8 protein-coding genes and 1 pseudogene are annotated in these 12,414 nt (G+C 71.6%); all 9 read left to right on the top strand.

Features of this window, described 5'->3' with window-relative positions:
- The first annotated feature begins 24 nt into the window (after positions 1–24).
- The 9 genes and pseudogenes from WME83_RS02355 (at position 25) to infA (ending at position 12,412) form a co-directional block, all read left to right on the top strand.
- Positions 25–1,782 (top strand): sigma 54-interacting transcriptional regulator, encoded by a 1,758-nt coding sequence (locus tag WME83_RS02355; protein WP_437317635.1) that lies wholly within the window; start codon positions 25–27, stop codon positions 1,780–1,782.
- Between the two features lie 51 nt (positions 1,783–1,833).
- Positions 1,834–5,883: a TOMM system kinase/cyclase fusion protein gene (locus WME83_RS02360; RefSeq protein ID WP_437317636.1), complete on the top strand. Its 4,050-nt coding sequence runs from the start codon at positions 1,834–1,836 to the stop codon at positions 5,881–5,883.
- Between the two features lie 3 nt (positions 5,884–5,886).
- Complete coding sequence (locus tag WME83_RS02365; RefSeq protein ID WP_437317637.1) at positions 5,887–6,633, top strand: BMA_0021/BMA_0022 family TOMM bacteriocin; 747 nt, start codon at positions 5,887–5,889, stop codon at positions 6,631–6,633.
- Between the two features lie 128 nt (positions 6,634–6,761).
- Positions 6,762–7,970: an amidohydrolase family protein gene (locus WME83_RS02370; RefSeq protein ID WP_437317638.1), complete on the top strand. Its 1,209-nt coding sequence runs from the start codon at positions 6,762–6,764 to the stop codon at positions 7,968–7,970.
- Positions 7,971–7,991: 21 nt separating this feature from the next.
- A complete protein-coding gene (locus WME83_RS02375; protein WP_437317639.1) occupies positions 7,992–10,217 on the top strand; it encodes a TOMM precursor leader peptide-binding protein in 2,226 nt (741 codons plus the stop codon).
- Between the two features lie 587 nt (positions 10,218–10,804).
- Positions 10,805–11,227: a hypothetical protein gene (locus WME83_RS02380; RefSeq protein ID WP_437317640.1), complete on the top strand. Its 423-nt coding sequence runs from the start codon at positions 10,805–10,807 to the stop codon at positions 11,225–11,227.
- A 168-nt stretch (positions 11,228–11,395) separates the two neighbouring features.
- Positions 11,396–11,611: a hypothetical protein gene (locus WME83_RS02385; RefSeq protein WP_437317641.1), complete on the top strand. Its 216-nt coding sequence runs from the start codon at positions 11,396–11,398 to the stop codon at positions 11,609–11,611.
- Positions 11,557–11,823 (top strand): annotated as a pseudogene (locus tag WME83_RS02390) (YcaO-like family protein); the annotation flags it as partial. The gene WME83_RS02385 and the pseudogene WME83_RS02390, both read left to right, overlap by 55 nt.
- Before the next feature lie 370 nt (positions 11,824–12,193).
- On the top strand, positions 12,194–12,412 hold the full coding sequence (gene infA / locus WME83_RS02395) for a translation initiation factor IF-1 (protein ID WP_437317642.1): 219 nt from the start codon (positions 12,194–12,196) through the stop codon (positions 12,410–12,412).
- Positions 12,413–12,414 lie beyond the last annotated feature (2 nt).

Here is a 12,414-nt window from a genome sequence, read left to right on the forward strand (position 1 = left end):
TATCCTGCTTACCTGCTGGCTACCGTGACCGTATCCCGTGACGAGATCTTCACCGCGCTCGTCCCGCGCCTCGTGTCGGCCACGTACTTCGAGGAAGCGGCCACGGCGGTCCTCCAGGCCATGTTCGCCTGCGTCGAGGAGGCGCTCGCCGACGGCCCGCTCGCCAGCCGCGCGCGGATCCTGCGCGGCGTCGTCCACCTCCGCCCCGAGGGCACCTACCAGCGCCTCTTCGGCATCGACCGCGCGAGCGGCGCGCGCATCGAGGGCACCGGCTACCTCACCTCCGGCAGCGTCTGGAGCTGGATCGAGCAGCACCGCTGTTCGGTCTCGATCGACGTCCAGCGCGCCTCGATCCGCTCCTGGATGCGCGACGGGGCGATCGAGCTCCGCGACCCGTCGGACGCGGCCGGCGTGCCCGGCGACGCCACGCGCAAGCGCATGCTCGATCGCGACGCGACCCACGTGCACGTCGTCCCGCTGCGCGCGCCCGGCGGCAGCGTCGACGGCATGATCACCCTCGAGGCGAGCTGCAGGGGGACCGCCGGGCGGGAGCTCCCCTGGGCGGAGTGCCACGAGGGGCTGGAGATCCTCGCCAGCATCGCCGGGGCGTTCATCGCCGCCCGCGCGCTGCCGCTCCGCTCGGACGAGCCGGCGAGCCCGGACGAGTTCCTGCCGGTCGTCGGTCAGAGCACCGCGCACCTCGTCGAGCTGCTCCGCGCCTTCGCCCCGCGCGACGACACCATCCTCATCACCGGCCCGACCGGCGCCGGCAAATCCAGGCTCGCGCGCTGGTGCCACGAGCACTCGCAGCGACGGGGCCAGCCGTTCGAGTCGCTCGACCTCCTCGGCGTGCCCGAGGACCTGCAGATGGCCGAGCTGTTCGGCTGGAAGCGCGGCGCCTTCACCGGCGCGGTCAAGGACAACCCGGGCGCGGTCGCCCGCGCCGCGAAGGGCACGCTCTTCCTCGACGAGATCGACAAGCTCTCGCTCAAGGCGCAGGCGGGCCTCCTGCGCTTCATCGAGGAGCGCGCCTACCGGATGCTGGGCGACGACGGGGCGGGGGAGCGCCGCGCCGACGCGCGCCTCCTCGTCGGCACCAACGCCGATCTGCGCGCCGCCGTGCGCGCCGGCCGCTTCCGCGAGGACCTGTACTACCGCATCAACGTCCTGCCGGTGCGGCTGCTCCCGCTCGCCGAGCGGCTCGACGAGCTCCCGCGCTGGGCGGAGTACATGCTGAACCGGCGCCATCAGGAGGCCGACGGCAAGGGCGCGGCGCGCTTCGAGCCCGAGGCGATGAAGCTCCTCGTGTCCGCGCCGTGGCCGGGCAACCTGCGGCAGCTCGACAACATCGTCCGGCGCGCCTACGCGCTCCAGCTCGCGGGGCAGAGCGGCCTCGGGGGCGATCTCGTGATCCAGCGGCGCCACGTCGAGCGCGCGCTCACCTTCGACGGCGACGCCGAGCCGAGCGCGCTGGTCAAGCTGCTCTGGCGGGCGGCGCTCAGCTTCGTGAGCGAGGCCGAGCGGCGCCGGGGCGGCGGCGCCCCGCTCCCGCTCGAGCTGACCGACGCCTTCCGGGGCATGGTCCTCGGCGCAGCGGTGCAGCGGACGGGCAGCCGCGACGACGCCTTCACGCTGCTCGGCCAGGAGCCGCTGCTCAAGAACCGCAACCACCACCGGACGCTGCGCCGCGAGCTCTCGCGGGTGCGCGAGGTCCTGGACGTGCTCGGGGGCGAGGTCGATCCGGATCTCCTGGCGGTGCTCGACGCCGACAAGGAGCCCTGACGGAGAGGTGCCGGCGCGCTCCGCGCGCCTCCGGCGACGAAGAGCTCGAGCATGCAGCGCTACGTTGCCAACGATGCAGCACTCGCACCAGGCGCCACGTTCGCGGGGCGCTACGAGGTCCTGGCCAAGCTCGGCGAGGGCGGCTTCGGCGTGGTGCACAAGGCCCGCCAGCTCACCACCGGGCAGCCGATCGCCCTGAAGATCCTGCGCCTCGCCGAGCATGGAGGCGCCGCGCAGGCCGACAGGCGAGCCGCGCGCTTCCTGCGCGAGACGCGGCTCTGCGCCCAGCTTCACCACCCCAACATCGTCCAGCTCGTCGACGCGGGGCAGATCGAGGACGGGACCCTCTACACCGCGTTCGCCTTCGCGCCCGGCGACGACCTCGGCGCGCTGCTCGAGCGAGAGGGCGCGCTCGCGCCGGCCGAGGCGCGGCACCTGATGCTCCAGGTGCTCGACGCCCTCGCCTGCGCCCACGCGGCGGGCGTGGTCCACCGCGACCTCAAGCCCAGCAACATCATGGTGATCCCCACGGGCGCCCGCCGCAACGCGCTGGTGCTCGACTTCGGGATCGGCGCCGCGCTCGACGACGGGCGATCCACGCGCCTGACCGGCAGCCACGACGCGCTGGGCACGCCGGGGTACGGGGCGCCGGAGCAGTGGCGCGGCGCCGAGCCGTCGCCGCGCGCGGATCTGTTCTCGTGGGGCCTCGTGTTCCTCGAGTGCCTGACGGGCGCGCCGGTGTACGGCGGCACGGAGGCCGAGATCTTCTATCGCCTGCTCGGCCCCGAGCCCGTCCCGCTCCCCGCCGCGCTCGAGCGCCACCCGCTCGGCGACCTGCTCGCCCGCGCGCTCCGCAAGGACGAGGGCGCGCGCGACGTCACCGCCCGCGGGCTCTTCGAGGCGCTCGAGGCTTGCAGCCTGCGCGGCCTGTCGCGCGAGGCGATGCTCGGCGCCGGCGGCCCCTCGTCCGGCGCGGACACGCGGTCGCTCGCCTCGGCCGCGACGGTCTCCGCGCCGCTCGACCGGCGGAGGGCGCCCGCGCTCGACGGCGAGCGCCGGCAGCTGACGGCGCTCTGCTGTCACCTGAGGGCCCGCGCCGCCGCCGGGCAGGCGGCCGACGCCGAGGCGCTGGACGACCCGCTGCGCGCGGCGCTCGCTCTCTGCGCGGACATCGGGCGGCGGCACGGAGGGTACGTGGCCGCGGCGCTCGGCGACGATCTGCTCGTCTACTTCGGCTACCCCAGCGCGGCGGAGGACGACGCCAAGCGCGCTGCCCGCGCGGCGCTGGCGATGGCCGGCGCCGTGTCGCCCGAGGACCCGACGAGCGCCGCGCGGGGCGTCCGGATCGCGGCGAGCGTCGGCCTCCACACCGGCCTGGTCGTCGACGGGAACCTGGGCGATCTCGACGGCGCGTGCCTCGTCACCGGCGCCACCCCGCGGCTCGCCGCGCGGCTCGCCGCGCTGGCGCCGCCGGGCGCCGTGACGGTCAGCGCCGCGTCGCAAGCGCTGCTGCGCGCCTCCTTCGACCTCGAGAGCGAAGGGATCTGCTCCATGGAGGGGATCGGGGCGCCGATGGAGACCTTCGCCCTCCGGCAGGAGCACGGCGACGCGGCGCGGTGGCCGACCCCCGACGGCTCGAGGGCGCGGCTCTGCGGCCGAGATCGAGAGCTCGGGCTCCTCGTGGAGCGGTGGCGCCGCGCGTGCGAGGGGGCGGGCCAGTCGAGCCTCATCACCGGCGAGCCAGGGATCGGCAAGAGCTGCCTGGCGCGCGCGCTGCGCCACCGGGTCGCGCGCGACGACCACACGTTCCTGGAGGCGCGGTGCTCGCCCGACACGCAGAACAGCCCGCTCCGCCCGGTGATCGAGCTCCTCGAGCGCGCGCTCGGGCTCGACCAGGAGCCCGACGCGGGCGGCAAGATCGCGCGGCTCGAGGGGGAGCTGACCGGCCACGGCCTCGCGCTCGCCGAGTCGATGCCGCTCTTCGTGCCGCTCTTCTCCCTGCCCCTCGGCGCGCCGTACGCACCGCTCGACGTCTCGGCGCAGCGGCAGAAGGCGCTGACGCTCAAGGCGGTCGCGTCGCTGCTCCTCGCGATGGCCGACGAGCGGCCCGTCCTCCTGCTGGCCGAAGACTTGCATTGGGCCGACCCCACCACGATGGAGTTTCTCGCGCAGCTCGTTCGCGAGGCGCCGGCGGTCCCGCTGTGCGCCGTCATGACGGCGCGCCCCGAGTTCTCGCCGTCGTTCTCGACGGCCGACGTGCTGCTGCTCCCGCTGAGCCGCCTGGAGCGCCCGCAGATGGAGGAGATGCTCGCCGGGCTGGTGGGCGACAAGGCGCTGCCTCCCGCGGTGATCGAGCAGGTGACGGACCGCGCGGACGGGGTGCCGCTCTTCGCGGAGGAGCTGCTCCGGATGATGCTCGACGCGCTGCTCCTGGTGGAGCGGGACGATCGCTACGAGCTCACCCGGCCGCTCTCGGGCGCGGCGATCCCGGGGACGCTGCGGGCGCTGCTCACGGCGCGCCTGGACCGGCTCGCGCGCGCCAAGCAGACGGCGCAGCTCGCGGCGGCGCTGGGCCGGGAGTTCAGCCTGCAGGTGCTCGCGGCCGCGAGCCCGCTCGGCCCGGAGGCGGTGGCGGAGGACCTGGAGCGCCTGACGAGCGCGGGGCTCGCGCTGCGCCGGCGGCGGGGCAAGGAGGCGGTGGGGATGTTCAAGCACGCGCTGGTGCGGGACGCGGCGTACGAGTCGCTGTCGACCGGCGCGCGGCAGCGGGTCCACGCGCGCATCGCGAAGACGCTGGAGGAGGGGTTCCCGGACGTGGTCAGGACGCGGCCGGATCTGCTCGCGCACCACCACGCGGCGGCGGGGCAGAAGCAGGAGGCCATCGGGTACGCCCAGCAGGCAGCCGAGCAGGCGCTCGGGCGCTCGGCCTACGCCGAGGCCAGCGCGCACGCCTCCAACGTCGTCGCGTGGATCGAGGCGCTGCCGGCCGCCGAGCGGGTGGAAGCCGAGCTTGGCGCCAACAGCGTCCGCCTGCAGGCCTTGATGTCGACGCAGGGCTGGGCCTCCCCCGACGTGCGCGCGCTGGCCGAGAAGTCCCGGGCGCTGCTCCCCGGGAGCAAGACGACCGAGCACACCGTCTCCACCCTCTTCGGCCTGTACATGCACTACCACGTGGCGAGCGAGCGCGCGGCGTGCCGGCAAGTGGCCGACGAGCTCGTGGCGTTCGCCGACCGGATCGAGGACCCGTCCCTCCAGTGCGTGGCCGCGACGGCCAAAGGCGTCGGCTTCCATGCGGAGGGGCGGTTTCTGGACGCCGAGACGTGGTTCGACAGGGCGCTCCGCCTGTATGACCCGGCGCGCGACGCGAAGCAGGGCTCGGCGTTCGGCATGGACTGCCGCGTCTGGGCCTCGGGTCAGCTCGCATGGGTGCAGTGGGGTATGGGGCGGACGACGCGGGCGTTTCAGCTCGCGAACGAGGCGATCGCCTGGGCGCGGGAGATCAACCACGTCCCGTCCCTCGGGATCGCGTTGCTCTATCTGAGCCAGATTCAGCATATGAACGGCGACAAGCCCGCGGTGCGCAAGACGACGGGCGAGCTGCTCGAGGCTTCCAAGGCATACGGGCTGCCTGCCTTCGAGGGCTACGGCGCGGCCCTCGCGTCGTGGGCCGCGGGGGACCTGCAGGGGGTCGAGGCGATCATCGGGATCCTCAGGTCCCTCCACTGCAACCTGGCGCTCACCTATTACGGGTCTTTTCTGGCGGACATCGAAGCAGACGCCGGCCATCTGCACCAGGCGATCGCCCACGTGGAGACCTGCCTTTCGATGTGCGCCGAGCTCGGCGAGCACTTCTTCGAGGTGGAGCTCCTGCGGCGTCGCGCGCGCTATGAAACGCGCCTCTCGAAGCCCGATCGGGACTCCGTCCGAGCGCTGCTCGCCCGGGCTCGCCTGCTGGCCGGCGATCGAGGCATGTACCGCTTCGAGGCAGCGGCGATCCAGGAGCACCGGCGTATTTTCGGGGACGACGCCGCGCTCGTGTGCCGATTGACGCAGCTCCACGGCTTGTTTCCTGATCTGAAGGCATCTCTCATCGAGGAGTGATCCATGAGCACGACGCACGAACACAGAGACTATAGCACCATGAGCGGCGACGCCGCCCCGTTTCCCCGTCTACGCGCCGCCTACCTGCGAGCCATAGCGCGCGCCTGGCGCGACGAGGCGTTTCTGAACGAGCTGGTCGCGTGCTCCGCGGGGCACGAGCACAGCAGGGGCGCGCTCCCCCTCCTCGAGAAGAACTACAATTTCAAGTTTCCATACAACGTGAGGTTCACGATCGCCACGACGCCCAGGCCCCAGTGGCGGCCGAACGAGGTGCTGGGCTGGTTCGGCGTCGGCGACGAGTTCCACATCTACTTGCCGGAGCGGCCGGAGCAGCCGCACGGGTCGATCCCAGGCCTCGCGGACGCCCTCGGCGTTTACTGCGAAAGGTTCCCGTCCCTGCTCGGTGCGGCGACGGACGGGAAGAGCCAGGCGCCCGATGACTTCGCCAATTTCGGGGTGATCACCTCACGCATCCTCGCGATGACATGGGCCCATCAGGAGTTCGCGAAGGAGCTCTTCGCCTCGAATGACGCTCGGGATCTGGTACAGAAATCGCTGAGCATCATCGTTCCATGGAACTTCAGGTTGAGGTTCTCCCCGAAGACGTGGAGCGAGTTCGAATCCGGGCGGCCCCCCTACAACGAGATCACCGTATATATCCCAGCGCCGCCCAAGGAGCAGCACGACTGGCCGATCGCCCTTGCCGCGTACAACGACACGGGTCCCCAGTACCCGTTCACCTGCGCTTGATCCCGCGATCGCCGTCAAGATCGGGCGCGAAGGACAGGCTCGAGCCATCCGATGCCGCAGGACGGCCTGCGGCGCGTCCTCTCCACCGCATGGAGCTCCGGACAAGTTACTCGTAGGAAGAGGGTTGTGTGCGCAACGGGATTGCGATCATCGACATCGACCGCCACGTCATGGAGCCCATGGGGCTCTGGCCGGAGTACCTGCCGGCGAAGCACCGCGACGCCGCGCCGGACGTCCGCCCCCTCTCGCCGCCGGACGAGCCCCTCCGGGCTCGCCTGGACCGGCTGGGAGACCACGCTCTCTTGCCGACCCCGCCGGTGGTCACGGTCGGTGGAAAGCCCATCTGTCGGGGGATGACCGAGGTGGGCTACATCGAGGTCGGGCTCCATGCGGAGGAGCACCGCCGAGAGCTGATCGCCGCGGAGACGGCGGCCGGCCAGCTCGCGGCGATGGACGAGGCAGGGGTCGACGTCGCCGTGCTGCACCCGACCTACACGGGCTTTCTGGTGTATGATGAGGAGATCGACGCGGACCGCTCCCGCGCCTACGCGAGCGCCTACAACCGCTGGCTCGCGGACCAGTGCCGACGAGCCCCGACCCGGCTGAAGGGGGCCGCGTTCCTCTCGCGCCACGATCCCGCGCACATGGTCGCGGACCTCGAGGCCGGCCTCGCGGACGGCCTCAGCGCCGCCGTGATCCGGCCGAACCCGGTCCGCGGGAAGACCCTCGGCGCGCCGGAGCTGGAGCCCTTCTTCGCGGCCTGCGAGGCGAACGACGTCCCGCTGCTGCTGCACGAGGGGACGCACACGCGCGTGCAGACGGCCGGCGCCTCGCGCTTCCAGACGCACTTCGCCCAGCATGCCTGCTCTCACCCGATGGAGGCGATGATGGCGTTCCTCGCCCTGCTCGAAGGAGGCGTCCTCGAGCGCCATCCGGGCCTCCGCGTCGGCTTCCTCGAGGCGGGCTGCGGGTGGCTGCCCTACTGGCTCTGGCGCCTCGACGAGATCGAGTATGCGCAGCTCAGCAACGAGGTCAGCGGTCGCGTGAACCGGCGCCCCTCGAGCTACTTCCGACGCCAGTGCTGGATCGCCTTCGAGCCGGGCGAGGCGATGCTCGCGCACTGCGTCGACGCCATCGGCAAGGATCGCGTCGTCTTCGGCACGGACTTCCCCCACGTCGACCACGATCCCGCGATCGTCGCCCGGCTGTTCGAGGGCGGCGCGCCGCTTGCTAGCGGCGGCGCGTCGCTCGCCGACGACGTGCTCCGGGCAGCCTTGTGGGACAACCCTGCGCGGCTCATGGGGCTGTCGGAGGCCGCGCGCCCGCGCGGCGCGTGAACGAGCGGATCAGGACCGACGATGGACCCTCTGGAGCTGAGCCAGGTGCTGGCGTTCAAGCCCACCCTGCGCGTCGAGCGCATGGAGACCGGGGCGATCTTCCTGATCGGCGAGCGCGAGCGCTTCGTCCTCTCCGGCGCCTGCACCGCCGAGGTGGCCGCGCTCGTCGACGGCCGGCGCACGGTGGGCGAGATCCTGCGCGCCGCGGCCGGCCGGTGCTCCGAGCCCGAGGCCCTGTACACCCTGAGCCGGCTCGCGGAGCGCGGCTACCTGGTCCCCGCGACGCCGGAGCTCCCCTCCGAGCGCGCGGCGTTCTGGCGCGGGGTGGGTCTCGACGGCAGGGCGGCCGCCGAGGCCCTGAGCCGCACCCCGGTGTCGGTCCTGGCCCTCGGCGAAGCCGCTTTCGCCGGGTGGATGACCGAGGCGCTCGAACAGGCAGGCGCGCGGATCGACGGCGATGCGGCCGTGCAGGTGGTCGTGACCGACGACTGTCTGCGGCCCGAGCTCGCCTCGATCAACCGCCGCGCGCTGCGCGAGGGCGCGCGCTGGTTCCTGATCAAGCCTGCCGGCGTCCAGCCGCTCCTCGGGCCCGGCTTCGAGCCAGGCGCCGGCCCCTGCTGGGAGTGCCTCGCGTTCTGGATGCGCCAGAACCGCCCGGTCGAGGAGCTCGTTCGCCGGCGCCGGGGGCACGAGGGCTACATCGCTCTCCCCGGGGCGGCCACCGAGGCGAGCGTCCGGACCGCGTGCGGGCTCGGCGCCTCGGCCATCGCTCGCGCGCTCGCCCGGCAGGACACGAGCTCTCCCCACGCGCTCAGCGCCCGGGTGCTCGCCCTGGATCTGGTCACGTTCCAGCTCACCGCGCACGCGGTCGTCCGGAGGCCGCAATGCCCGGCGTGCGGAGATCCGGCGCGAATGGCGGCCGTCGGCGAGCGCCCGATCGAATTGCAGCCGGTCGAGAAGGCGCATTTCGAGGATGGCGGATACCGCCGGCAGAACCCGCGGCGGACCTACGAGCGCTACCGGCACCTCGTCAGCCCGATCACGGGCGCCGTGACGCACCTCGTCCCGATGCCGGGTCGGGACACCGAGCTCCGCGCCGTGTACGCGTCCGGTTATCTCGTCTGCCCCCGGGAGGGCGTTCCGAGCACCAACGTCTTCGACAAGGTCTGCGCCGGCAAGGGGCGCAGCGCGGACCAGGCCCGGGTGAGCGCGCTCTGCGAGGCCCTCGAGCGCTACAGCGGCGTGTACCAGGGGGACGAGGCGCGCGTGCGCGCCAGCAAGGACGAGCTCGGCGCGGCGGCGCTCGCGCCCGGCGACCTGCTGAACTTCAGCGAGGCTCAGTACCGCGAGCGCGCTCGCCTCAACGCGCGGGCCGCGGATCGTCGCCAGTGGGTGCCGGAGCCGCTCGATGCCGGCACCCGGATCGACTGGACGCCGGCGTGGTCGCTGAGCAAGCGCGAGCGGCGCTACGTCCCGCTGGCCTACTGCTACGCCGAGGCTCCGGCCGAGAGCGGCGCCGCGTTCTGCGGCCCTTGCAGCAACGGCGTGGCGGCCGGCACCTGCCTCGAAGAGGCCGTGCTGCAGGCCTTGCTCGAGCTCGTGGAGCGCGATGCCGCCGCGGTCTGGTGGTACAACCGGCTCGCGCGCCCGGCCATCGCGCTCGACAGCTTCGGGGACCCGTACTTCGAGGCGCTCCAGGCGGACTATGCCCGCCTCGGCTGGGCCGTCTGGGTGCTCGACCTGACGCACGACCTCGGCATCCCCACCTGCGTCGCGCTCGCCCACGAGGCGCGGGAGGATCGGTTCACCATCGGCTTCGGCTGCCACCTCGACCCGCGGCTCGCCGTGCAGCGATCGCTCACCGAGCTGAACCAGCTCTTCGATCCCGGGGGCGCGCGCCGGGCGCCGTGGGATCACGAGCGGCTGCCTGACCGCGCGCATCTCTTCCCGAGCCCGGATCTCCCCCGGGTCGCGGCCGAGCGCCTGCCCCGGATCGGCGGCGCCGATCTGCGCGCCGACATCGAAGGGTGCCTGAGGCGCCTCGACGCGGCGGGCCTGGAGCTCGTCGCGGTGGACAAGACCCGCCCCGACATCGGCTTGCCCGTGGTTCAGGTGATCGTCCCGGGGCTGCGCCATTTCTGGCCCCGGTTCGGCCCGGGCAGGCTGTACCAGGTGCCGTGCGCGCTGGGGTGGCTCCCCCGCCCGCTCGAGGAGGGCGAGCTCAACCCGGTCCCTCTGCTCGTCTGACCGCCGAGCGCCAGAACACCGATGACGCTGAGCGAGCGAGAAATGAACCGCCGCGCCGCCAAGGACGCCAAGGTGGGATTCTCTTCTTGGCGGCTTGGCGGTTCGACGCTCTGCGCGTTTCAGACGGTTTCAATCCGTTTGTCGTTCTAGCCGCCGAGAGCCGCGCGAGGAGCTGCGCATGGCTCAATCCGCGAGCGATAGTAGCGTAGCCGCCCGGGGCTGCGCGGGCGGCCACGAGTGTCCTGCCGAGACGCAAGCCCCCATGGCGCCGGGGCTCAGCTCTCGGCAGCCGCGCCTTCGTCCGGGGGGGACGCGCAGTGTCCTGCCGAGACGCAAGCCCCGGTCGGTACGGCACCCATGCGAACGGGCGCCGGCGATTGTCCGCGTCGCTGCCTCGGCCTACGCGGCCCAGGTCCCCCAGCGGTACGAGCATTGCAATACACGAGCGTCGCGGCGCGACCGCGACACATGGGGTTCGCCGCGCATGAGATGGAACGCATCCCTCGGTCCGACGCAGGCGAAGGGCCCTGGCGATGCTCACCTGTCCTGAGCCCGTCCTGACCTAAATAGAGTGAGGTAAGCTGAACATGTCGATACTCATCAATGCGCCCCAATTCGATAAGCTTGGCGTTCAAGCTGATCCCCCGGTTATCGGGTATTCTTCGCCCGTTGAGGTTGTTGTCAGCGTATGGACCACGGACGGCAGCACAACCATCAGCCAGCTCAATCTGAAGGTGTCAGCGCAACCCACGGGTCAAGTGCAGGAAGATGCCTGGAGGGTGGCCATTGCTACAAGGCCCGATATGTCAGATAAGGAGATTGGTTCCAAAAATATAACGTTTGATAGTTTTAGCGGGCTGGTTCATAAGAGTGTGTATGTTCTGTTGGTTCAGGGGATCTCCAGGACGCAAGGTAGTTACACTTTGACGCTGACGCCCACGTCGTATACGGCGTTGACGCACGATGCGTATACGCGTGGGGCCACCGCTACGGGTGCCATTTCACCTTGAGCTCATGAGCCTCGACGAGCGCCGAGGCCTACAGGATCGGGTACCACCCGCAGAGCGGTCCGGCGGCCCCGCCTCCTTGCCGCCGTCGGCGAGCGCCTTCGCCACCATCGCGTCCACCGCGGCGCGGCCCTCGCACGAGAGCCCAAAGACCCCTCCAGGCGCGTCGCGGTGTCGCAGATCTCCTTCGTGGTGATCGTCTTGAAGAACGGCTCGACGAGCAGCATCGTAGGCGTGCTTGCCGATGAGCATGCAGCGGCCTTCTCACCCGTGAGCGAGGCGGCGCTTGGCTGGCGCGAAGAGCCTCGGGGGAAGCTGACCGTCACGACGCCGACGACGTTCGGCGAGCTGCACGTGCTGCCGATCGCCGCATCCAGGAATGCATGAGGCGCCTCGGCGAGGTGGGCCTGGATCTCGTCGTTGTGGACAAGACCCGACCCGACATCGGCTTGCCCGTGATCCAGGTGATCGTCCCGGGGTTACGTCACTTCTGGCCGCGATTCGGCCCGGGGAGGCTCTACCAGGTACCGTGCGCGCTGGGGTGGCTGCCCCGCCCGCTCGACGAGCGCGAGCTCAACCCGGTATCTCTGCTCGTCTAGGGCGAGGTCTGGGCCCAAGGAGGCTGCCGGACCGGCCGCGTGCGTCGCGAGAAGACGCGCTGCGTCTCCAGGTGACGCACGCAGCCCCGGTCGCTGCCGGCTGCCGGGAGGCCCGGCCCGCCCACGCACGCCGCCGCGCCGATCTCCACGCCGGCGGCTCGTGGGAGAGACGATTCGAGCTCCTGGTATACGTGGTGCAAGCGCCAGGGGCAGGGGTCGAGATGACCACCAGCGTGCGGCGGTGATGGGTCGGGCTCGATGCCCCCCTGCGCGCGTCGCTGCGCTCCGCGTTACCCCAGGTCTCGCCTGCAGTCTCCGGGAGGGCATGCGCAGCGTTGTATGAAAAAACGAACACGAACGAGGTGAATTCGTGAGCAAAGACGATCCGGTTCAGCTTGAAGGCAAGGTGGTCAGCGTCGGCAAGGGCGGTACCTTCTCCGTCGAGGTCCAAGGCGGCCACCAAATTCTCGCCAAGCTGGCTGGCAAGATGCGACGCGCGCGCATTCGCGTGATGCAGGGCGACGAGGTCCGCGTGGCCGTCTCGCTGTTGGATCCCAATCACGGGATCATCGTTTATCGCGCGCGGTGAGC

It is taken from the genome of Sorangium sp. So ce385, from assembly GCF_051474135.1.
Classification (GTDB): Bacteria; Myxococcota_A; Polyangia; order Polyangiales; family Polyangiaceae; genus Sorangium; species Sorangium cellulosum_D.